Source organism: Wujia sp., assembly GCF_056872695.1.
Window position 1 is genome coordinate 194751 of record NZ_DBMFCD010000005.1, and the last position, 21544, is coordinate 216294.

Annotated in this window: 21 protein-coding genes and 1 other RNA gene; 9 read left to right on the plus strand and 13 right to left on the minus strand. The window is 46.6% G+C overall.

The genetic code is table 11. The annotated features are described in order from the left end of the window. Positions 1–16: 16 nt before the first annotated feature. A complete protein-coding gene (locus ACZQK9_RS06930; protein ID WP_178017421.1) occupies positions 17–721 on the minus strand; it encodes a hypothetical protein in 705 nt (234 codons plus the stop codon). 223 nt (positions 722–944) lie between these two features. Here ACZQK9_RS06930 and ACZQK9_RS06935 point away from each other — a divergent pair, with 223 nt between their 5' ends. Beyond that, positions 945–1187 carry a TIGR03905 family TSCPD domain-containing protein gene (locus ACZQK9_RS06935; RefSeq protein ID WP_178017420.1) on the plus strand — a complete coding sequence of 81 codons (243 nt, stop codon included), beginning with the start codon at positions 945–947 and terminating at the stop codon, positions 1185–1187. 32 nt (positions 1188–1219) lie between these two features. Next, positions 1220–2287 carry an undecaprenyldiphospho-muramoylpentapeptide beta-N-acetylglucosaminyltransferase gene (gene murG / locus ACZQK9_RS06940; protein WP_483270098.1) on the plus strand — a complete coding sequence of 356 codons (1068 nt, stop codon included), beginning with the start codon at positions 1220–1222 and terminating at the stop codon, positions 2285–2287. 76 nt (positions 2288–2363) lie between these two features. Here murG and ACZQK9_RS06945 read toward each other — a convergent pair whose 3' ends face one another. From ACZQK9_RS06945 to tadA, 4 genes are all read right to left on the minus strand, one after another. After that, a complete protein-coding gene (locus ACZQK9_RS06945; protein WP_483270099.1) occupies positions 2364–3818 on the minus strand; it encodes a flippase in 1455 nt (484 codons plus the stop codon). Between the two features lie 72 nt (positions 3819–3890). Then, complete coding sequence (locus ACZQK9_RS06950; RefSeq protein ID WP_178017431.1) at positions 3891–4487, minus strand: HD domain-containing protein; 597 nt, start codon at positions 4485–4487, stop codon at positions 3891–3893. Positions 4488–4603: 116 nt separating this feature from the next. Continuing rightward, positions 4604–4866: signal recognition particle sRNA large type (ffs, locus tag ACZQK9_RS06955), an RNA gene on the minus strand. A gap of 101 nt (positions 4867–4967) precedes the next feature. Continuing rightward, positions 4968–5468: a tRNA adenosine(34) deaminase TadA gene (tadA, locus tag ACZQK9_RS06960; protein ID WP_483270100.1), complete on the minus strand. Its 501-nt coding sequence runs from the start codon at positions 5466–5468 to the stop codon at positions 4968–4970. A 125-nt stretch (positions 5469–5593) separates the two neighbouring features. Here tadA and ACZQK9_RS06965 point away from each other — a divergent pair, with 125 nt between their 5' ends. After that, positions 5594–6139, plus strand: coding sequence for a GNAT family N-acetyltransferase (locus ACZQK9_RS06965; protein WP_483270101.1), 546 nt, complete (start codon positions 5594–5596; stop codon positions 6137–6139). A gap of 18 nt (positions 6140–6157) precedes the next feature. On the opposite strand, the gene ACZQK9_RS06970 is transcribed toward ACZQK9_RS06965, so the two are convergent. The 3 genes from ACZQK9_RS06970 to ACZQK9_RS06980 form a co-directional block, all read right to left on the minus strand. Further along, complete coding sequence (locus ACZQK9_RS06970; protein WP_483270102.1) at positions 6158–7159, minus strand: DUF6128 domain-containing protein; 1002 nt, start codon at positions 7157–7159, stop codon at positions 6158–6160. A 223-nt stretch (positions 7160–7382) separates the two neighbouring features. Further along, a complete protein-coding gene (gene rsmA / locus ACZQK9_RS06975; RefSeq protein WP_216507674.1) occupies positions 7383–8231 on the minus strand; it encodes a 16S rRNA (adenine(1518)-N(6)/adenine(1519)-N(6))-dimethyltransferase RsmA in 849 nt (282 codons plus the stop codon). Positions 8232–8246: 15 nt separating this feature from the next. After that, entirely contained in the window at positions 8247–9026 is a 780-nt protein-coding gene (locus ACZQK9_RS06980; RefSeq protein WP_483270103.1) for a TatD family hydrolase, read from the minus strand. A 223-nt stretch (positions 9027–9249) separates the two neighbouring features. Between ACZQK9_RS06980 and ACZQK9_RS06985 the strand changes: the two genes are divergently transcribed. The 6 genes from ACZQK9_RS06985 to ACZQK9_RS07010 all read left to right on the plus strand — a co-directional run bounded on the left by ACZQK9_RS06985 (position 9250) and on the right by ACZQK9_RS07010 (position 15394). After that, a complete protein-coding gene (locus tag ACZQK9_RS06985; RefSeq protein WP_483270104.1) occupies positions 9250–9843 on the plus strand; it encodes a methyl-accepting chemotaxis protein in 594 nt (197 codons plus the stop codon). Positions 9844–10361: 518 nt separating this feature from the next. Continuing rightward, on the plus strand, positions 10362–11549 hold the full coding sequence (locus ACZQK9_RS06990; protein WP_483270105.1) for a pyridoxal phosphate-dependent aminotransferase: 1188 nt from the start codon (positions 10362–10364) through the stop codon (positions 11547–11549). Between the two features lie 68 nt (positions 11550–11617). Further along, positions 11618–13150 (plus strand): 4-alpha-glucanotransferase, encoded by a 1533-nt coding sequence (gene malQ / locus ACZQK9_RS06995; RefSeq protein ID WP_483270106.1) that lies wholly within the window; start codon positions 11618–11620, stop codon positions 13148–13150. Between the two features lie 11 nt (positions 13151–13161). Continuing rightward, positions 13162–13887, plus strand: a complete 726-nt coding sequence (locus ACZQK9_RS07000) for a lysophospholipid acyltransferase family protein (protein WP_483270107.1) — start codon at positions 13162–13164, stop codon at positions 13885–13887. A gap of 15 nt (positions 13888–13902) precedes the next feature. Further along, a complete protein-coding gene (locus ACZQK9_RS07005) occupies positions 13903–14499 on the plus strand; it encodes a hypothetical protein (protein ID WP_483270108.1) in 597 nt (198 codons plus the stop codon). Continuing rightward, positions 14486–15394: a CPBP family intramembrane glutamic endopeptidase gene (locus tag ACZQK9_RS07010; protein WP_483270109.1), complete on the plus strand. Its 909-nt coding sequence runs from the start codon at positions 14486–14488 to the stop codon at positions 15392–15394. Before ACZQK9_RS07005 ends, ACZQK9_RS07010 begins: the two co-directional genes overlap by 14 nt. Positions 15395–15470: 76 nt before the next feature. Here the strand turns inward: ACZQK9_RS07010 and ACZQK9_RS07015 are convergent, their stop codons facing one another. From ACZQK9_RS07015 to ACZQK9_RS07035, 5 genes are all read right to left on the minus strand, one after another. Beyond that, positions 15471–15917: a YwiB family protein gene (locus ACZQK9_RS07015; protein ID WP_483270110.1), complete on the minus strand. Its 447-nt coding sequence runs from the start codon at positions 15915–15917 to the stop codon at positions 15471–15473. Continuing rightward, positions 15917–16969, minus strand: coding sequence for a D-alanine--D-alanine ligase family protein (locus ACZQK9_RS07020; RefSeq protein WP_483270111.1), 1053 nt, complete (start codon positions 16967–16969; stop codon positions 15917–15919). The genes ACZQK9_RS07015 and ACZQK9_RS07020 overlap by 1 nt, the downstream gene beginning before the upstream one ends. A gap of 314 nt (positions 16970–17283) precedes the next feature. Further along, positions 17284–18219, minus strand: coding sequence for a stage II sporulation protein R (locus ACZQK9_RS07025; protein ID WP_483270112.1), 936 nt, complete (start codon positions 18217–18219; stop codon positions 17284–17286). Between the two features lie 30 nt (positions 18220–18249). Beyond that, positions 18250–19836, minus strand: a complete 1587-nt coding sequence (locus tag ACZQK9_RS07030) for a GerAB/ArcD/ProY family transporter (RefSeq protein WP_483270113.1) — start codon at positions 19834–19836, stop codon at positions 18250–18252. Further along, entirely contained in the window at positions 19817–21385 is a 1569-nt protein-coding gene (locus ACZQK9_RS07035) for a spore germination protein (RefSeq protein ID WP_483270114.1), read from the minus strand. The genes ACZQK9_RS07030 and ACZQK9_RS07035 overlap by 20 nt, the downstream gene beginning before the upstream one ends. Positions 21386–21544 lie beyond the last annotated feature (159 nt).

Below are 21544 nucleotides of genomic sequence, written 5' to 3' on the forward strand. Positions count from 1 at the left end.
ACATTATAGTTTCCCATCAAGAAAAGAACTCTGCCAAAAAGCGATTGAGTGTCTCCTCACTGGCGGCACTTTCTTTCTCCTGCATTGTCCCGCCTGCGGAGTCTTTCCCGGATACTTCCGTCTGTGGAGCTTCTTCGTTGTCAGCAGGTTCCCTTTTCTCCGCCGACATTTCCTGTTTAACTACAAATGGACGTACCGTAGCGGTTGTCTGCTCCCGCGGTTTCGGAATCCGTTCGAGATACCCACGGATATTCGCTTTCAGGATTTCCACCTTATTATTTATTACCAATATATGATCAAGCACGAGTAAACATGCACAAACAAGAATACTGTTCGCCAAGAAAAACTGCATGTCCGGACTGCCTCTCCAGCTCGGATCATAATAGAGGTACGCCCCCGCCATCGTGCCACAGACAACAAGCGACAGCACAGTTCCGCTCCGGTTCCAGAATTCCATCGGCCGCGTCAGGAATTTTAGTCCCCGCACAAAACTCTCTGCATACGCTTCCTCATCGCCTCCGCACAATCCAAAGCCTTTTTTGTTTTCATATTGCCGGCACATATTACGAAGCTTCTTTCGTTTTGTCTCTCCCAGATTTCCCGATGCACGCACCATTTTACTCATGTAAGCATTTGCCAGTATCTTCAAAAGCACGCCCAACACTCCTAACCCCCAAAGTATGTAGACCCCGGTTGAAACTTCCATGATTTTTTGCAGCATACAAAATCCCCCCATTAAGATTTTTTGGAACGACAGCCTTTCTTCTCACTGTCTGATGGCGATTATAGAGAACGTGAACTTCAGAAATCAACCCCCGTTCGGTCGTAAAAATCCCTGCAAATATGACAGAAAATATGGGTTTAAGGAACTTTATATTTATGCTATAATAGGAAAGCTAAACAGAGAAGCGTTTATTATTACACACGAGAAAGGATGATACACAATGACATATAAGACAAAAGGGACCTGCTCCCAGATGATAGAGTTTGACATCACAGACGGCAAGGTGCATAATGTGAAATTCACAGGCGGCTGCAATGGTAACTTAAAGGGCATCGGACAGCTTGTGGAGGGCATGGATGCAGAGGAGGTTATCAAGCGGCTGGAAGGCACAACGTGCGGATTCAAGAGCACATCCTGCCCGGATCAGCTTGCACAGGCATTAAAGCAGGCTCTTCACGCATAGGTTAAAGGTATAAGTAGGAGGATTAACCATTCATGAAGCGTATTATATTAACCGGTGGCGGAACCGCCGGTCATGTAACACCCAATATGGCTCTCGTTCCAACCTTAAAAGAGCGCGGATATGACATTCAATATATCGGCTCTTATGACGGAATGGAGAAAAAACTGATCGAAGATATGGGCATTCCATATCACGGAATTGCAACCGGAAAGCTGCGCCGCTATTTTGATCTGCGCAACTTCTCTGATCCATTTCGCGTGATTAAAGGCTTCAACGAAGCGAAAAAACTGATGAAGGAGTTAAAGCCGGATGTTGTATTTTCCAAAGGCGGCTTTGTCTCTGTCCCTGTTGTTCTCGCCGCAAGTGCGAAGAAGATTCCATGTATTATCCATGAATCCGATATGACACCGGGACTCGCAAACAAGATCAGTATTCCAAAGGCATCCAAGGTATGCTGCAACTTCGCAGAGACAATGGAGAATCTTCCTGCAGGAAAAGCAGTTGTGACAGGTACACCGATCCGTCAGGAATTATTTGCAGGTGATGCCGTAAAGGCAATGACCTTCTGTGGATTTACAGAGGTGCGTCCAACCCTTCTGGTGATTGGCGGAAGCTCTGGAAGCGTGCGTGTCAATGAAGCAATCCGTGCCTGTCTCCCAGAGCTGACAAAGAAATACAATGTCATTCACCTCTGCGGAAAAGGAAATATCGACGAAAGCTATGTTGGAACCGGGCATTATGTGCAGTTTGACTATATTAAGCAGGAATTAGCTGATTTGCTTGCCCTCGCTGACATCGTAGTTTCCCGTGCCGGTGCCAATGCAATCTGTGAACTTTTGGCACTCCGCAAGCCGAGCGTCCTGATTCCATTGTCGCTTGCAGCAAGCCGGGGCGACCAGATTTTAAATGCACAGTCCTTCGACAAACGTGGCTACGCCAAGCTGTTGTTAGAGGAAGACCTTACAAATGAAACACTACTTGCCGCAGTTAATGAAGTGTACGAAAATCACGATCACTACATCAAAGCAATGGAACTTTCTACGAAGTCCGACGCCATTACAATGATCTGCGACATGATTGATGAATTAGCAGCCAAATAAAAACGAAAATCCCCTGAACCATGCTCTACTCTGTTACGACCAGGACCTGATTCAGGGGATTTATTTTTCTCATTCTTTATACCGGCGTTCTTGAAAAACGCTCTTTTATTTTCTCGATACCATCCAACACCAGCGGATTCCGGAACAGTATCATAATCAGGAAATACCCGATTGCACCACCCACCACAGTCAATGAAATCATCAGAATATCGGAACACTGACTACGTGCACACCAATTATAAATTCCAATGATTGGAAGACATGCTACCAGGCTCTGCCCTAGCTGCCAGCCAAGCTTCGTGACCGGATACATATGCCGTCCCTTGATGCTTGCATAAAGGAAAATCGCCAGTTCTGCTACGACTGTACTGACCGCAGCTCCGAATTTGCCGTACATCGGAATCGTCAACGCATTTAAGCAGACATTCGTAACAGCTCCGATCACAACACCGGTGGAAGCCCATCGATCCTTCCGATGCACGATAAACAACTGATTGATCAGAAAACTGTTAAATGTTGCAACTATCACATTTAACATCAACACCTGCATCGTGGATGTAACACCCAGATATTTGCTGCCTGCAAACAAATGTAACACCTGTCTGCTCAGACAGAACATACCGATTGCCATCGGAATATTGAACAGCAATATTAACCGTGCCGTCAGATCGTTCAGCTTTTCCGCCTGTTCCTCATCCCGTTCCATCATATACGCCACGCGAGGGCGAATAACCGCATACAGCGCACCAAAAAACGAAGTCAGCACCGATGCAATCTTAATTGCCGCCGCATATAATCCGACCTCTCCATCATCCCCGGTGATATAACCAAGCATGGATCGATCCATAACCAGATACACCGCCGACGCTACATCTAACAGGAAAATATAGGACATCGGTTTTAAATGCGTCCGCAATTTCTTACTGATCCGCAGCTTGAACTTCACGTATTTTCTTGCCCGGATAAAATTCATCACATTTGAGCCAACGCTTGAAATCACAAGCGTCAATGCGTAAATCATATAATCTTCTTCGGATTTCACGCATGTAAAAAGCAGCACGACTGATATAATCTGCATGATAAAAGATCGTATCGTAATATACTGATATTCCTCGTAAATCGTAAATAACCATTCTACGCCAATGGCAGATAAAATAATCGTTGTCGAGAACAACAGCATCAATGTGCGATACCCGGCAAGCTTCGGGATCGCAAGTGCCGCAAAAAAAAGAACATATGCAATGCCGGATGTCACCAGGTTGATGGAAAGCATGTCACTTGCAAATTCATCCATTTTCTTTCGGTCATCCCGAATTCTCGCACCTTCCCGCACTGCATACCCGCCGATACCAAATGCCTGTAATAACGTAAAGTATGTCATGTTGGCCTGTGCATAATCAACCTTGCCCAGGGCTTCCGGTCCAAGCACTCTGGACGAATACGGGAATGTAATGAGTGGTATGATCACCCCCATCATCGTCCGCATCATATTAAATATAAAATTGACACCCAGGGATCGTTTTTTCTCCAAATCTATATTTCCTCTGTATATGTAATCTTTCCCAGAAAAACAGAAAAGCTGTCACAACACGTAACAGCTTTTCTAAAATAATTCTTTTTCCAACTGGAAGATGAAACTGTCAAGCAGCTGCATACGCTTCGTATATTCTGCTCTGGCTGCATCTGTCTTGCATCTTCGAATCTTCGGTTTGTTATTTCTATAATAATTCTTGATCCGATAATAGGCTTTCTTATAGCTTGCCTCATCCTCACAAGCTGTCGCCATGGAATCCCACAGAACACTGATTGCACCGACCTCATCAAGCAGATCCGCATCCATCACGATCTTGCATTCCAATGACAAATCTGCATCCGAATCTTTATCCTCGTGAATCATAATAATCTCTCCCACACGTCGGATCGTCTCCGGATCAATACCAATGCTATCCATGTATTCTACAGCAAGTTCAGCACCAACTTCCCCATGTGGACGATTATCATCCCATCCGATATCATGAAGCAGCGCTGCAAGTACAATCACATCCAGATCTCCACCAAGCTTTGACTGCAACTTGATCGCCCAACGGTACACACGCATCGTATGTTCAAACCGGCTGCGGAATGGATAATTCGAAGGTCTGCCGTTCTCCGAAGTCATCTTCTTCACATATTCAATTACTTCTGCATAATTTACACTCATGCCGTCGTTTTTGCCACCCGATTCTTTTGTTCTTCCCAAAGTTAAGTATCATTTACCTATTCAAAATGATACCATTTTTTTACCAAAAATACCACATGTATTTTATATTTTTTTAACCGTGCGGCTGGTGTTGTGAAGCTCTCATGAGCGTTACCACGGCAGTTAACTCAGTCCCGGCTGCCTCGCGGCGCACAGAAGGTTCTACTTAGTGCTGCTTCGTTCCCGACCTGACACGGTTCATAGATTCCTGTCGCGCAAGACCAGAACATCAACGCCACTTACCGTGGGCAGCCTCACAAGAAGACAACCCGAAACCAGCCATCACCCCCTCTGTAGCGGATTGAGGGTACAGGGCACCGCTATCTCCCCGGCTGCACGGAAATTTTATAACAAGTCCACGCATATCCGTCCTGAATTCTACATCTGATAAAATCCATATCGACAGATACTTTTATAGTATATAAAAATAATTATGTAAAGTCAAGACATCCCATTATTTTCTTTGTCTGCTGCCTTCTTTTTTGCACGCAGCTCCACAAAAAAGCCGGACATCATCCTGGAACACTCCGTCTCCAGAATCCCTCTGGTCACTTCCACCTGATGATTAAACTGTTTCATATCAAGCAGGTTCAGAATCGATCCTGCACAACCCGCTTTCGGATTCATGCACCCGATCACAACCTTTGGAATCCGAGCCTGCACGATGGCTCCTGCACACATCTGGCAGGGCTCCAATGTCACATACATCGTACAATCTTCCAGACGCCAGTCGCCTAATACTTTGGATGCTTTTTTTATAGCCATAATCTCTGCATGTGCAAGCGTTGTCTTGTCCACATTCCGTCGGTTGTAGCCACGTGCGATCACCTTTCCCTCATAGACGATTACACATCCAATCGGCACATCGCCATTCGCAGCTGCCTTCTTCGCAAGTGTAACCGCCTGCCGCATATATCGTTCATCCTCACTTAATTTCTTCATTTTGTACCTCATTCCCATATCATTTTATTGTGTGTTCCCATAAAATGTACTATACTGACTTCATGGTTGCTTCACACACAACCATCCTGTGTTCCGCAGTCGCAAACACGAGAAAGGAGACGTCCATGGGACCACTGATAAAATATACAAATCGTTTAATTCTGCGCGTAGAAAACGAATCAAAATCTAAACAGGTCTTAGAGCTCTATCTGCGCAACCGCGTTCCTTTCGAGCAATACGAACCAACCCGTCCGGCATCCTTTTACACACAGGACTACCACCGGTCTTCCCTGCACCGTGAATACATCGCCTACACGATGGGAACTTTCCTGCGCTATTACATCTATTTAAAAAATCGTCCGGATAAAATCATTGGTGCCATCAATTTTAATATTTTCCGTACCTCCCGTGAACCATATGCGGAGATCGGATACAAGATTGATGCCCTCTATCAAAACCGTGGCATCGCATACGAGGCCTGCGAAGCAGCTCTCTATGTACTCGAACATGACTATCAGATTCACCGCGTGGATGCCCGTATCCATCCGGAAAATATCGCGTCCATAACCCTTGCAACAAAACTCGGCTTCCGTCCATTGCAGTTTGAACCACAAAGCGCAAATATCTTAGGACACTACGTAGATCTGATGCGATATATGAAGCTTCTTTAAAACTATGGGATTATACTATCACATATAACGTGAGTGTGTGTCTTCCTCACCACGTTCCACGACTTCAGACACCCAATAACCAAAATTCCCGGTCAAAATCTTCGTCTTCCGCACCGGAATAAAAACGCGGAATCCAAACATATTTGCCAGATACCTCTCTTTGTTCGTGAAGATTCCCGGCACACCGATTACATGCAGTTCTGCCTTATTCATCCGCACAGTTCCGAGCATAAGATATTGATATTTGTAATATCCATGCGCAAGGAAACTGTTCACTCCCAGTTTCCAGTTCGCCATATCTAATCTCCCGATATCCTGTGGCGCAATCTTCACGCCGTCCACAATCTGGCTTCCTGCAAAAAGCGGTAGCTTGGGGTACGTTGTAAGCATCTCCCGATATCCATCTTCTAGGTTTGAAGGAATCGGTATCTGGGGAATTTCCTCAACAGATTCTGTGTGCGATTTCATTCCCGCACCCGCATACTCAGTCATCCGCGGCATATCCGTTTCCTGTATTATCTGACCTTTCGGTTCAATATTATCTCCCCACTCATTCCCGGCTGCAGATCTCTGATTCTCCTCCGCCATAACCGGAATCTCCAACTTCCCTGCGTATTCTGTCTTGTCCGCAACCTGCACCTGCCGCAGGTCATACTGCTCCGGCGTCCAGATCCCGGCCAGGATCTCGCCATCATCACATATAAAATACACACCCTCATATTCCGGAAATGCCACGCCGTCCCCAAGCGGATTGTTCCACGGAAGCTCTACACTCGTCAGGATTGTATCGCGTTCCCCCGCCGCAAACTGCATGGTGGTAAAAGGCTTCGCCTGCCCATGCCACAGCAAATATGCATAACATGTACACGCATATTCCTTATACATTTTCATCCCCATTCGTATTCTTGTCACATCTGTATCCCTGTTGCTGATTCTCTGTACTTTGATGAATCCGGCAATCTCACATCGCACATACTCACGATACCGGTAAATATAAGACACCCATCTTCTCTGCTGCATCACAGACCACGCTCCCCCTTCATGTTTCTTCGCAGAGATTGCACGTCATGCTGCACGGATATATCCCCATACATCGTGCATTTTCACAATCTCCTGACAATACGTACTATATATGTATGCAGGGGTTCGTCTGTTTAGCACCAAATTATTGCGACATAATATACAATTATACGGCACCTGACTACATTTTCCATGTCCGGATGCCAACATATCTGCACTCCGCCTATTCGCACAGCAGATCGGAAAGCTCCGCAAACTGCGCAAGTGTCAGTGCTTCGCCGCGGATACTCTCGGAAAGTCCCATCTTCCGGAGAGCTTCTACAACCGCATCCTTGCCAATTGAGAGCTCTGCCGAATTGTTGATGCCGTTTTGCAATGTTTTCCGGCGCTGATTGAACGATGCACGGATCAGCTTGAACATGAATTTCTCATCCTTCACGACGATCTTCGGCTCCGAATGTCTCGTCAACCGAATCACCGCTGAACCAACATTCGGACGCGGCATGAAACAGTTCGGCGGCACATTTGCCACGATATACGGCTCCGCATAATACTGCACCGCAAGCGACAATGCGCCATAGTCCTTTCCACCCGGCCCTGCCTGCATCCGCTCGGCAACTTCTTTTTGCACCATAACCGTAATCGAGGTTGCCGGAATATGGTTTTCAAACAGTCCCATGATGATCGGTGTCGTGATGTAATACGGAAGATTTGCTACAACTTTCACCGGTCTGCCACCGGTCAATGCCGCGATATCCACCTTCAGAATATCCTCATTTACAACCGTGACATTATCGTACTCGGCAAGCGTCTCGGCAAGGATCGGAAGCAGATTCTTGTCGATTTCCACCGCAAATACTTCTCCCGCAGCCTCTGCTAAATACTGCGTCATCGTACCAATACCCGGTCCGATCTCCAACACGACATCATCCTTCGTAATCTCCGCTGCCCGGATGATCTTCTCGATCACATGCCCGTCAATCAGAAAATTCTGACCGAACCGCTTCTGGAACGCAAAATTATATTTCTGTATGATCTCTATTGTAACCTTCGGATTGCTAAGCTTTTCCATTCTATCTCCATTTCTCTACATCTGAATTTTATACATCTGATGCGCATTTTTCCATGTTTCTGCATACACCTCGTCCACGGAAATCTGCTTGATATCGGCAATCGCCTGTGCCACGTAGGTAAGCTTCGAGGAATCGTTGCGCCTGCCGCGGAACGGCTCCGGTGTGAGGTACGGCGCATCCGTCTCAAGCACAATATGCGACAGTGGGATATATGCAACCGCTTCCTTCAGTTTCCTCGCATTCTTAAATGTTACAACACCCCCGATACCGAAGTAAAACCCCATATTCAGGAAGTCCCGTGCGCTCTCCTTCGAATACGAATAGCAATGGATCACACCGCCGATCTCCTCTGCACGGGATTCCTGCATGATCCGGATTGTATCCTGTGCTGCATCGCGGCTGTGAATAGCAACCGGAAGCTTCAACTCTCGCGCAATATCCATCTGCCCGGCAAACCATTTGTGCTGCAATGCCTTGTCTGTTTCTTCATAATGATAATCGAGTCCGATCTCGCCGATTGCCACGATCTTCTCGTGTCCTGCAAGTTCCTTCAACCGCTTTACATTATCCGGATTCTCCAGTTCTGCAACTTCGGAAGGAAAAATGCCGACCACGCCATACATGTTCTCGTATTTTTCTGTCATCCGCACCGTCTCTTCACTCGCGCTGATATTCGTTCCGATGTTGGTCACCGCACGTACACCCTGTGCCTCAAATCCCGCCAGAAGCTGCTCACGGTCTGCAGCAAAGCTTTCATCATCATAATGTGCATGTGTATCAAATATCTGAATCATCCATTTATCCTAGCCTTATCATAATAATTGCGTTTATTTTACCCTACACCGGGTGTTCATGCAACCCTGACCGCAAATATCTGCCAATCTAGGATTTTCTCCCGCCAGATCTGCCACAATATTCACATTATTCATGAATTTCTTTGGTTCGACTATTGAAATCCCTCTGTAAATTCGGTAAAATGGACATTAGGTATACGTTACGTATAAGGAGGAGCATTTTATGACTATAAATGATTATTTAGATATGGAAGCACTTGATAATATCTTAGAGCAGTGGGCGGCTGCAACACATATGATTGCCGTTGTTCTTGATGATGAAGGTAACTTCCTTTCCAACAAGCTTGGATTTTCCAGAAATAATGTAGAAGCATTTGGCGAAAGCATCGAAGTTGATGATGTCGAGGTTGCAACCGTCGTTGGTGGACCTCTGGATGAGGATACAGACGAAGAGGTTGTAGAAGCTGCTGCCGCTATCCTGGTTGCTGCTGTTCAGAACCTCTTGGAGGCCGGTTACCGCAAGAAGAAGTATGAAGAGGCTATCGCCTCCTTCAACGAAGAGATCGCCGGTGCGGCTGCTCTGATCAAGGAGCTTGCCGGAAAATCACAGGGATTAAAGAAGATTGAGAATAAGCAGAATATCCTTGCACTGAACGCTTCCATCGAAGCTGCACGTGCAGGCGAAGCCGGACGCGGATTCACCGTTGTTGCGCATGAGTTCGGTAAGATGGCACATGAATCAGGTGTGATCAACGACTCCATTCAGAAGACTTTACAGAAGCTTGATGCATCCATCAAGAGCTATGAAGCTGAATAAACAGCAGGGATTTGAGGATGTGAAAACTTTTTCACAATTAGAACATATTTTAGACACAATTTATTGTTATAGTATGCATTGTAAGAGCTTTTCATATATTTGAATCCTCTCTCCCCTCAAACAAGTGGCGAATTAATTCCCTCCCCGGTTTTTCTCGCCACTTGTTTTCTGTTTATTCCTAATTCACTCACATTGAATTTAATTTGTGAAACGCACATGAATTTGCGTATATTATACCCGCCTCCGTTTCTGCAAATATACGATGTATTGGAACTAAGAAGTACTAGATGTTCTGATATACATATTATACCGTACGCAACCGCCGCCAATTCGCCATCCGTGGCTCAGTGGCGGCTTGGTTGAACATCGTGTTCAACCATTGCTGCATACTTACAGAACATCAAGAACTTCTAAGTCCCAAACATATCTATATTTACAGAAACGGAGACGGGTAAATACACAAATTCAAAGTGCGTTTTCACAGATAAATCAATATCATCAATGAAAGGAAATATATCATGATTAACGAATTCTACAAGGATATGACAGGAAAAGGTTCTATCATTCGCCAATTTTTTGATTATGCTAACAAAAAAGGGGCCGAAATCGGCATGGAGAATATCTACAATTTCTCTATCGGAAATCCATCTGTTCCTGTACCACAGACATTTACCAATCGTATGATCGAACTGTTGCAGACCGAGGATCCGGTGAAGCTGCACAGCTACAGCCCATCGCTTGGACTTCCTTCTACGAGACAGGCGGTTGCCGATTCTTTGAATAAACGTTTTGGCATGAACTACACGATGGATCACATCTTCATGACGAGTGCGGCAGCCAGTGCGCTGGCACATGCACTTCGCTGTGTGACAAAGGACGGCGATGAGGTTATCACCTTCGCTCCGTACTTCCCGGAGTATGTTCCATATGTGACAGGTACCGGTGCCAAGCTCACCGTGATTCCCGCGGATATTACTACATTCCAGATTAACTTCGAGGAGTTTGAGAAAGCCCTGAATCCAAATGTTCAGACAATCCTGATCAACTCTCCGAACAATCCTTCCGGTATTGTATATTCAACTGCCACGATCACGAAGCTGGCAGATATTCTGCGTGCAAAAGAGAAGGAATATGGACATCCGATCTACCTGATCTCCGATGAGCCTTACCGGGAGATCGTATTTGCCGGTGTGGACGCACCATTTATCTCCAAGTTGTATGAGAACACGATCTGCTGTTATTCCTTCAGTAAGTCTGTATCTCTGCCGGGTGAGCGTATCGGTTACATGGCTGTGAACCCAGCCTGCGAGGATGCGAAGCTTCTGGTACTTATGGCTGGTCAGATCTCCAGATTTACCGGTCACAACTGCCCGCCTTCCATCATCCAGATGGCTGTGGAGTCTGTGCTTGACCAGACAAGTGACCTGTCAATCTATGAGACGAACAAGAATATTTTATACAAAGAACTGACACGCATCGGCTACGAGATTGTCGAACCGGGCGGAACCTTCTACATGTTCCCACGCGCCTTGACGGAAGATGCAAATGAATTCTGCTGGCGCGCAGCCAAAGAGCTGAACCTGATCATCGTACCGGGTGACAGCTTCTTATGTCCGGGACATTTCCGCATCTCCTACTGCGTGACAACGGATATGGTCGAAAAAGCCATTCCACTCTTTGAAAAACTTTACAAATTATATAGATAATTTCCTGGATTTTCGGTATAATGAAGTTTGGTTTATAGGAGATACATAATTAGGAGGGCAAAAATATTATGGCAGAAGAAGCTGGCACTAGTAAAAAGCCAAAGAAATACACGGGGATCCTGCTTCATCCAACCTCACTTCCGGGGCCTTACGGCATCGGTGAGCTGGGTGCAGGCGCTTATAGATTTGTTGATTTTCTGGAACGTTCGGGATTGAACACATGGCAGGTACTGCCGCTCGGACATACCGGATTTGGAGATTCTCCATATCAGCCTTTCTCTGCATTTGCGGGACAGCCGCTTATCATCAGTCTGGATCATCTGAAGGAGCTGCATCTTCTCTACGATGAAGACTTCCGGGATATGCCGGCATGGAACGCGGAGCAGATCAACTATGGCGAGTTGATTGAGTTTAAGACAGGTCTGTTGAAGCTTGCTTATTCCCGTTTCCACGACGAATCTTTATCTGATGGTATCCATGATAATCCGGAGATGAAGCAGGCGTACGATAATTTCTGCGAGACATCTGTCTGGCTGGAGGATTACGCATTGTTCATGGCAGGCAAGGACTATCATCAGGGCATGCCTTGGTACATGTGGGAAGACAACCTGAAGAAACCAACCAAGAAGCAGAAGGAAACCTGGGTGAAGAAGCTCGATACCGAGATGGGCTACTACAAATTCATCCAGTTCCTGTTTTATTATGAATGGACAACCTTGAAGAAATACGCAAACGATAAAGGCATTTCCATCGTGGGCGATATCCCGATCTTCATGGCTTGGGACAGTGTGGATGTATGGGCAAACCAGAGCCTGTTCCAGTTAGATTCTAAGGGATACCCAACCGTCGTTGCCGGAGTTCCACCAGACTATTTCTCAGCGACCGGGCAGTTGTGGGGCAACCCACTATATAACTGGAAGAAGCATACCGAGACCGGTTATGAGTGGTGGCTGAATCGTATCCGTTACCAGCTGACACTCTGTGATTTCCTGCGAATCGACCATTTCCGTGGATTCGATAAATATTGGGCGATCCCTTATGGCGAAGAAACCGCCATCAACGGTAAATGGGTGGAAGCACCGGGTGTAAACTTCTTTACACAGTTAGAGGCAACCCTCGGTTATCATCTTCCGATTATTGCTGAAGATCTTGGTGAAATCGATGATTCGGTTATCGAGCTTCGCGACAAATTCGGTCTGCCGGGCATGAAGGTATTGCAGTTTGCATTTGAGAATCCGGAGGAAAATGATTTCCTTCCACACAACTTTGTTCGTAACTGTGTCTGCTATACAGGTACACACGATAACGATACAACCCTCGGCTGGTACAAGCACGCATATGAAGCTTCCAAAGACAAGCTGCGCCGCTACTTCTCAACCGATGGTTATGACATCTGCTGGATCATGATCCGTGCATGCTTCGGCTCTGTTGCCAACATGGCGATTGTACCAATGCAGGATGTATTATGCTTAGATTCCTGGGCGCGTATGAACACACCGGGTGTCGGAGAAGGAAACTGGGCATGGAGATACAAAGAAGACGCACTGACACATGAACTTGAAGCAAGATTATATGAAACCTGTAAAATGTTTGGACGATAAGAGGTGTATCTATGAAGACATTGGGAGTTGGAATCGTACTGATGGTGGCACTGTTCTTCTGTCTGCCATACCATCTATACATGAAACAGCTATGGAAGAAAAAACCTGAGAAATCATGGGAAAAAGCACGCAAGTTTGTATCCGGCTTCTTCCGGTTTGAACTGAAACTGTCCGGCTGCAAAGTAAACGTCATCGGAGAAGAAAATATACCGCAGGATGGACCGGTGTTATTCGTCGGCAACCACCGCAGTTATTTCGATATTCTGATCTATCATGAGGCAATCGGCAAGCCGCTTGGCTTCCTTGCCAAAAAAGAAATGGAAAAGATTCCGCTTCTGCCACTTTATATGCGGGATATCGGATGTCTGTTCTTAGACAGGGACGATATCAAGCAAGGCTTATCCGTAATTAAACAGGGAACAGAGTACATGAAACAGGGACATTCGATGGTCGTATTCCCGGAGGGAACAAGAAACCAGACCGACACACTTCTGCCATTTCGCGAAGGCGGATATAAGATGGCAGAAAAATCGAAATCCCCGATTGTCCCGGTATCGATCTGCCGTTCCGATCTGATGCTTGAATCTGCACCGAAGAGACGGATTCACAGCCACAACGTAACGATTGAATTCGGAAAGCCAATCTATCCTTGTGAGCTTCCTCCAAAGGAACGCAAGGAGCGATATGCAGAATTTCCACAGCTTATACAGGATATGTATGATAAAAATAACATTTAGAGGAGGATTTGAACCATGCCTTGGTGGTTAATCATGATTATTGTCATCGTGGTAGCACTTGCGATTATGTTCGTGTTATACAGAGTCGGTGACAAGCTACAGAAGAAACAAAGCGCACAGAGAGAACAGATGGCAGAAGCCGCTCAACCGATGAATATGTTGATCATCGACAAGAAAATGCTGCCGATGAAAGACGCCGGACTTCCGAAAATGGTGATGGAACAGACACCAAAGCGTTATCAGAAAGCAAAGCTTCCAATCGCGAAGGTCAAGGTTGGTCCACAGATTATGAACATGATCTGCGACGATGCGATTTTCGATGAGCTTCCAACCAGAGGCGAAGTTAAAGCGATGGTCAGCGGTATCTACATCATCAGTGTCAAGAGCGTCCGCGGCAAGAAGGTAACGCAGGAAGAAGAAACCGGTAAGAAGAAGAAAAAAGGTAACTGGCGTACACGTATGCGGAAGCGTCAGGTTGAAATGCAGAAGCAGTTAAACGCAGAAATGCTCGAGAAAGCAAAATCCAAGGGCAAAGACAAGCCTGTTGAGAAGTCCAAGGAAGAGCTTCGTCGAGAGAAAGAAAGAGCGAAGAAAATCAGTGACAAGATGTAATAAGCAACCGGCAAATTTGAAAGATATTATCGGTTCCTTTACACCATTTCTGGTCGCTGTGTTGGCACAGTATGTATTAAACTTTATCGACATTGCAATTCTTTTCTTTAAGAATATGCATTCTGATGAGAAATCAAACAGTGACAATACGATTGGCAAGATTTTACAAATGGATTATAACCAGCCCATGAATCAGGCATACCTCGTGCTTGCACAGCATATCGTATTTCTGATTTGTTTCGGAATTTGGTACTACCGCATATTTTATCGTGGAAATATCGTATCTGAAAACGAAACTTCTGAAGATAATACAAAAGGACGCATGAAAAATATTTTTTCATGCGTCTGTTCTATACGGACTCCATTTTTATTGCTTGCCGGTGTTGCAATCCAGATCATGGTGGACGGAATTCTGAATCTGGTAAGTCCCCTCTTCCCGGATACATTTGCAGCCTACTACGACCTTGTATCCAAGGCGGTCGGTGTAAACCGTGCAGTTCCGATGATGATTGCAACCTTTGCGATTGCCCCGATCGGCGAAGAATTGTTCTTCCGCGGTGTGATCATGGGGTATGCGAAGCGCTACATGCCACCTGCCATAGCTATCCTGTTTCAGGGTGTGCTTTTCGGGCTGTACCATGGCAACATCGTACAGGGCATCTACGCATGCATCTTAGGATGTCTGCTTGGATTTGTGGCTTACAAAGCGGACACACTGCTTGCAAGCATGATCCTACATTTCAGCATCAACCTAAGTGTGCTGTTCATTCCATCTGTATGGTTTGAGGACACGTTACGATGCAGTATCATTACGGCTGGCGCGTTGGTGCTTACGGTGCTGTTCGTATGGCTGGCGATGAGAAAGAAGAAAGAAAAGAGAAATACAGAAAAATAAAAGAACCGGATGGATTTACATGTTTGTTGTAATCCATCCGGTTTTCTATGCTTACTTAATCATCTGTATGGCATACCTAATCCGCTAAATTATGTACATGCACCTTCATCTTCCGCTCCATCGGCGACTCATTCCCCATTTCCATCGTATATTGCAGTGCAAGACGTAAGGAAAATTCCTCTGCCAGAACTGCTGCCTCATAATCGATACCCTCTGCCGTGTGCAGGAAATGCTTCGTCTGCAGGGTCACCGGAATCGAGCCATAACCGGTTGCATATTTCGTGTGATGCGTTAAGCCATGCTCATATACGAAGTCCGAATTCAATTCGCCACACCGCGTCACACGGAGCCGATTGTCGGAGAACAGCATCGTACAGCGTGTCTTGTGTCCATCCCCGGACACATCCTCCACGTAAGTAAGCTTCATGCCCTGTTCCGTCATGCTTGCCAGCGCAGTTGCCTGCGAGCGCATCACTTCACCGGTCTCCACATCTACATTTTCAAACTCAATGACTGCTTTCATTATGGACGTTCCTTTGCCATCTCGATCAGAGTCTCTACCAGACTCTCAATCGAATATCCCTTATCCTTCCAGAGCATTGGATACATACTGATGGAAGTAAAGCCTGGTAATGTGTTGATCTCGTTAAATACGATCTCGTTCGTATCCTTCTCCAGGAAGAAATCTACACGGGAAAGCCCGAATCCATCCAGCGCATTGAAGATTGCAACCGCGTCCTTCTGCACTTCTGCCTCTTTTCCGTCCGGAAGGTCAGCACCGATCACAGTCTTCGACTCTGCATTGTTGTACTTGGCATCGAAATCGTAGAATTCTGCTGCCGCAAGAATCTCACCCACGCGGGATGCTTTTGTACCCTTGCCATAGCCAAGGACAGCGCACTCGATCTCACGACCGACGATCGTCTCCTCAACCAGAATCTTATAATCATGCTTTGCAGCTTCCTTCAGTGCAACAACCAATGCTGCACGGTCATCTGCCTTGGAAACACCCTTGGAAGAACCTGCCTTGGATGGCTTTACAAATACAGGATAAGAAAGCTTTGCTTCCACGCGGGCTGTCACCTCGTCGATATCATCCAATTGTTCTGCCAGCACCGGCACATAAACAGCCTGACGGATTCCAAGTGTATCAACGACCAGCTTTGTATAGAACTTATCCATAGATGCAGCCGAAGCAAACACACCACATCCGACATATGGGATATCTGCCATCTCGAACAATCCCTGAATCGTTCCATCCTCACCATACATGCCATGCAATACAGGGAAAATCACATCGATCGGCTGCACCTTCATCATATCGTCCTGCGAAATGATAAGTCCGCCCTTTGTATCCGGGGAAATGATTGCAGAAACGGAACTTTCCTTCCAGCTTCCATCCTCGATGCTTGCGATATCTTCTACAAGCTTCCACTCACCGTCTTTTGTAATTCCGATCAGGAACATGTTGTATTTCTCAAGATTTACTGCTTTGGCGATTGTAACAACTGACACGCAGGATACTTCATGCTCAGATGAGCGGCCGCCAAATATAACTGCCAGATTCTTTTTCATGGTTTTTGCCTTTCTTTATGTATTATTTTTATCGCATTTTGCATAACCATCTACTCTTCCAATCAGCATTTCAACAATTACTATTCTGCGCAGACTCGCTCTCGCTCAGAGAAACACATAGCGGTACTAAATTCGCTGCACCAGCCAAATAGCTGGCACAGCTTATTAAGTACCGATGTGTTTATATGGTCTGCTTAAGAATAGTAATTATTGAAACGCATAATTCACATACCTGTAATGGTTATGCAAAATGCAATGAACATACTGATATATATTCAAACTTCTTAATCTCCATATCTAATTATTATAGCAACTTAGAAGGTATCCTGCAACCATTCAAGAATCTTTAATCTTACTTTAACGTTATCCCCTTTTGCATCCCGCTTCACAAATAATTTCTCATAGCTTTCTTCGTCGAGTGCCTGTGCGAGCTTCTGTGCATCTTCCGAATCGACAACCGCGCCTGCATCCATCGTGTAGCACATCATCGGATACAACATGCACCAGAAATTCTCACCTTTTGCCGCGCCGATATCGACGCGGAGTGCCCGGTAGGTTCCCGCCGGAAGCACCAGCTCGCCGTATTCCCGGATGGGGAATTCCTCTCTGACAACATACGCAGAGATTGTATAATCATACCCCGCCTCATCTACAACCGCTCTCGCAGTCTGTCTGATATCCGGCAGCTTCTGCATGATATACCGCAGTGCTGCTCCATCATCCTCCACCGTTTCCAGACCATCTGCAAGCTCAGCCAGCACCGCATCCCGCACTTCGTATTTGAGTGCAAGATCTTCCTCGCTGTCACTGTTCGCCCGCACATGGAACCGCACGATCACATTCTCCGGACTCCGGATTGCGTCCTCGTAGACATCCGCATACATACCATCTGTATTCCCTGATGCATTATACCCATCCGCACGATTGTACACTTCGTTTGCATCATCCGCATGCCTGTACTCCCCCGCAGAACCATCTGCATTACCGTACATACCATCTGCCGTCTCCGTACCACCTGCACAGATTCTCTCCATAGCAGCATCTCCAAACACAGCTTCAAACTCTGCCTGATCCTCATCACTTATTTTCTGACCTGCAAATAGCATCTTCATATTCCCCTCGCGAAACAGACTGACGACATCACGTACACTCCCGCCTCCGGCAATATGCAGCACACTCGTAAGTAAGATCCCGCCACATATTCCAAGCAGGATTCCGACCATTGCACCTTTTAGAATCTTATACCCCATAACGAACTCCTCCATCGAAAGTTGATTTCGTTACAAGCTTTCCCTTCCGTAAGCAGCTTTAATCATTTCCCGCAAAATATATTTCGCGCCATCCGTTTCCATCATGACCGGAATTGATTTCGAGATTCCCGATCGGTGCCCAAGCTCCAGCAAAAGCGGATGTATCTCCTGTCCCGTCATATCCGCCGCGATCTGCTTCATATGCCCGAAATCCAACTGCCGCTCGTTCTCTCTCCGGTACAGATCTGCCGCCATCTCCAGACTGTCCGCCTGCACATGGTATAGCGTCTGCTTAATGCTGTTTTCCCCTTCGTACCCGGCGATATCCGCAATCACAAATGTAAACTGATACCCGTCCTTTGCAGTCTCCACCTGCATTTCCAGCACATAATCCCGGTATTCCAACGTTTCCTTTTTCTGCTCTGAGGCAGTGAAATCATTCTGTATGAATTGTCTGCCGAGCTTTTCATTCCCAATCCATACACTTCCAACTGCAGCCAGCACAGTCAGACAGACAAACCCGATTCCCCATTTCACACGTTTTTTCGTCTTCACCCACATGACGATCAGAGGAAATATTATGCCGATTGCAAGATCTGCATACAGGAAATACCGCATGCCATATTTTACGACCGATTCAAACTGCATTCCATATGCAAACAGACATGCAAATGCGGACATCACGACGAATGTCAAGGCACGACCACATTTATGCTTTACTTCACACAGCGAATACAGAAAGTCCCGCGTCTGGTGTAGATAACCGCTCACAACCGCAAATACACCGATAATCCAGAACGCCATCACCGGATAGTCAAGCCGCGCCACCGCCCCGCCCGGAAAAGACGCCGCTTCCATCACATTGAACGATGCCGTCGTGTCACTTGCCGTCCAGCCATAGCCAAGGATTGCCACGATAAACAGATACGCAAATACAATGGTAAATAAGACCCAGACAAGCAGCCAGATTCCCGCCATTCGGTCTTTCTCCTTCACACATGGGCGGCTGTAGAGCTGCAATTCCAACGGCGACAATGCCAGAAGAATTGCATACGCGCCCTTGAACACGCCCGATACCTCCGACTGTGAGGTGATTCCCTGCATGATTGCGCCAACGTCGATATTCGATACCGAGAATACAACGATCAATATGAGTGGCACGACCATCCATCCAAACAGCAGTTCAAACATCCGTCCGCGACCTTCCATCGTTTTGGACGCGCCATACAATGTAATTCCAAGAAATGGCAGGAAGATCCACCATACGGAGAAGCTTTGCAGCAGATAGCGTTGCAAAATCATGGAGAAAAAGACCGCGATAAGTGTCGCACGCAGCAAATACCGCAAGGCATACAATACATCCAATATACCGGCAGTCCATCCCATATGATTCCGGATCGCATTGATATAACCGCACGGGACAAAGTCCGCAAGAAAAAACATCAACGCGCCATAGAACACGACAAATGCAAGCCCGACCACCAGTGCCAGCACATGATATTTCCCCGCAAGCGACAATGTAATATACGGAATCATCATCATGCTGATCGTGACACATTCGAGATAGCTCATGCGGAACCATTGCCGTTTGGAGATTTTACCGTCCGCCAGATTCATGATTTTCTTCCTCCTCTCCTGTTGACTTCGTCACATGGGGTTTCAGCCTCATCCGTTCCTCCTCGCGTGCAAAGATCGGGCGTTTCCGCATCCACGAGATTGGTGCCCGTAGCATGAAATCCTGATTTGCATAGGCACGCTTGCCATTTCCGGCGACAATCGGATACATATACGGGATTCCGAAGCTCATCAGCCCCGACAGATGCACCGCGATTACCAGAAGCGCCAGAATATATCCATACAAACCCCAGATGGCAGACGGAATGATCACGAAGAATTTGAGCAGGCGGAACACCGATGCGAACTCTTCATTTGGAATTGCAAAGCTTGCAATCGCGGTCAATGCTACAACGATCACGACCATCGTGCTCACGATGCCCGCCTCCACCGCAGACTGCCCGACGATCAGGCCGCCCACAATACCAATCGTGTTACCAAGCGGCCCCGGCAGACGTATCCCCGCTTCACGCAAAAGCTCAAACAGAAATTCCATCAGGATTACTTCCACGACCACGGGAAATGTCACCATGCTCCGCGCTGACGCAATCGCATACAGAAGCTTCGTCGGGAGAATATCACTGTGATACACAGTAATCGCGATATAAAGTCCGGGCAGGGACACCGCCAGAAATGCCGCGATATACCGGATGATCCGCGCAAATGTCCCAACCGCCCAGCGATTGTAATAATCATCGGACGTCTGCAGCAGCATGTTCAGATTACACGGTGCCAGTATCACCTCCGGAGAGTTATCGAACACGATTGCCACTCTGCCTTCCGTGATACCGGCTGCCACCTTATCCGGTCTGGTTGTCGACTGAAATGTCGGAAACGGTGAATACCAGTTCTCCATCAAATGCTGCGCCATCCCGCTATCATAGATGGCATCAATATCATAGCGATGCAAGTCCTCCCGCACCCGCTTAACTAACTCCTCCGTCGCTACATCTGCCAGATACACAAGCGCATAGTCCGTCCGCGTGCGTTCTCCGATCGTATCCTGCTCCACACGCAATTTTGCATCCTTGATCCGTCGCCGGATCAATGCGGTACTCTGCCGGAACCCCTCATTGAAGCTGTCCTTCGGTCCGCGCATACCCGCTTCCGTATCATTTTCAGAGATTCCCCTAAGTGGTAATTTCTTCGACGACACGATCATTGTCTTCGCATACCCATCAATGAAGATTGCCGTATCGCCCTTCAGGATTGAACCGACGGTTTTGTCAAAGGATGTTTCCTCCTTGATATCCGCCGTCTGAACCTCCTGATATAAGATGCTGTCCCAAACATCCTTCGCCGAGTTTCCACGCCATTCGTACGAAATCGGCTTCAGGATTGTCTCCTCGATCATGCCGTTATTCGTCAAGCCATCGATATATACAACATGCATATACACCACGCCCTCCGCCCGCTCCATCGCGAAAGACTTCTGCACTACATCTCCACAGTTTTCAAACAGGATGCCAAGCACCTTTTTATTTTCAGCTAAGCTCCGCCGCAGAGGCACCTTGAGCTTGTTGTTATCATCATACAGATCTTTCCAGTCCATAAAAAAACCTCCAAACTATACATAAGCTAGTATGTATGGTTTAGAGGTTTTTATGCAGAACCGCATGTGCCGTTGCTGTGTCAATATAAACAGTACAACAAGTTAAGGCACTATCTAATGTTGTTTCTGAAGATGATGGATAATTTTAAGTTATCCGTT

What these genes read in the sequence shown, in the direction of transcription:
- ACZQK9_RS07025 (WP_483270112.1), bottom strand. Translation starts at nt 18,219, where the DNA reads ATGGGGTATAAGATTCTAAAAGGTGCAATGGTCGGAATCCTGCTTGGA.
- ACZQK9_RS06985 (WP_483270104.1), top strand. Translation starts at nt 9,250, where the DNA reads ATGACTATAAATGATTATTTAGATATGGAAGCACTTGATAATATCTTA.
- ACZQK9_RS06965 (WP_483270101.1), top strand. Translation starts at nt 5,594, where the DNA reads ATGGGACCACTGATAAAATATACAAATCGTTTAATTCTGCGCGTAGAA.
- ACZQK9_RS07005 (WP_483270108.1), top strand. Translation starts at nt 13,903, where the DNA reads ATGCCTTGGTGGTTAATCATGATTATTGTCATCGTGGTAGCACTTGCG.
- murG (WP_483270098.1), top strand. Translation starts at nt 1,220, where the DNA reads ATGAAGCGTATTATATTAACCGGTGGCGGAACCGCCGGTCATGTAACA.
- ACZQK9_RS07000 (WP_483270107.1), top strand. Translation starts at nt 13,162, where the DNA reads ATGAAGACATTGGGAGTTGGAATCGTACTGATGGTGGCACTGTTCTTC.
- ACZQK9_RS06950 (WP_178017431.1), bottom strand. Translation starts at nt 4,487, where the DNA reads ATGAGTGTAAATTATGCAGAAGTAATTGAATATGTGAAGAAGATGACT.
- ACZQK9_RS07020 (WP_483270111.1), bottom strand. Translation starts at nt 16,969, where the DNA reads ATGAAAAAGAATCTGGCAGTTATATTTGGCGGCCGCTCATCTGAGCAT.
- ACZQK9_RS07015 (WP_483270110.1), bottom strand. Translation starts at nt 15,917, where the DNA reads ATGAAAGCAGTCATTGAGTTTGAAAATGTAGATGTGGAGACCGGTGAA.
- ACZQK9_RS07030 (WP_483270113.1), bottom strand. Translation starts at nt 19,836, where the DNA reads ATGAATCTGGCGGACGGTAAAATCTCCAAACGGCAATGGTTCCGCATG.
- ACZQK9_RS07035 (WP_483270114.1), bottom strand. Translation starts at nt 21,385, where the DNA reads ATGGACTGGAAAGATCTGTATGATGATAACAACAAGCTCAAGGTGCCT.
- ACZQK9_RS06935 (WP_178017420.1), top strand. Translation starts at nt 945, where the DNA reads ATGACATATAAGACAAAAGGGACCTGCTCCCAGATGATAGAGTTTGAC.
- malQ (WP_483270106.1), top strand. Translation starts at nt 11,618, where the DNA reads ATGGCAGAAGAAGCTGGCACTAGTAAAAAGCCAAAGAAATACACGGGG.
- tadA (WP_483270100.1), bottom strand. Translation starts at nt 5,468, where the DNA reads ATGAAGAAATTAAGTGAGGATGAACGATATATGCGGCAGGCGGTTACA.
- ACZQK9_RS06980 (WP_483270103.1), bottom strand. Translation starts at nt 9,026, where the DNA reads ATGATTCAGATATTTGATACACATGCACATTATGATGATGAAAGCTTT.
- ACZQK9_RS06930 (WP_178017421.1), bottom strand. Translation starts at nt 721, where the DNA reads ATGCTGCAAAAAATCATGGAAGTTTCAACCGGGGTCTACATACTTTGG.
- ACZQK9_RS06990 (WP_483270105.1), top strand. Translation starts at nt 10,362, where the DNA reads ATGATTAACGAATTCTACAAGGATATGACAGGAAAAGGTTCTATCATT.
- ACZQK9_RS06970 (WP_483270102.1), bottom strand. Translation starts at nt 7,159, where the DNA reads ATGCAGCAGAGAAGATGGGTGTCTTATATTTACCGGTATCGTGAGTAT.
- rsmA (WP_216507674.1), bottom strand. Translation starts at nt 8,231, where the DNA reads ATGGAAAAGCTTAGCAATCCGAAGGTTACAATAGAGATCATACAGAAA.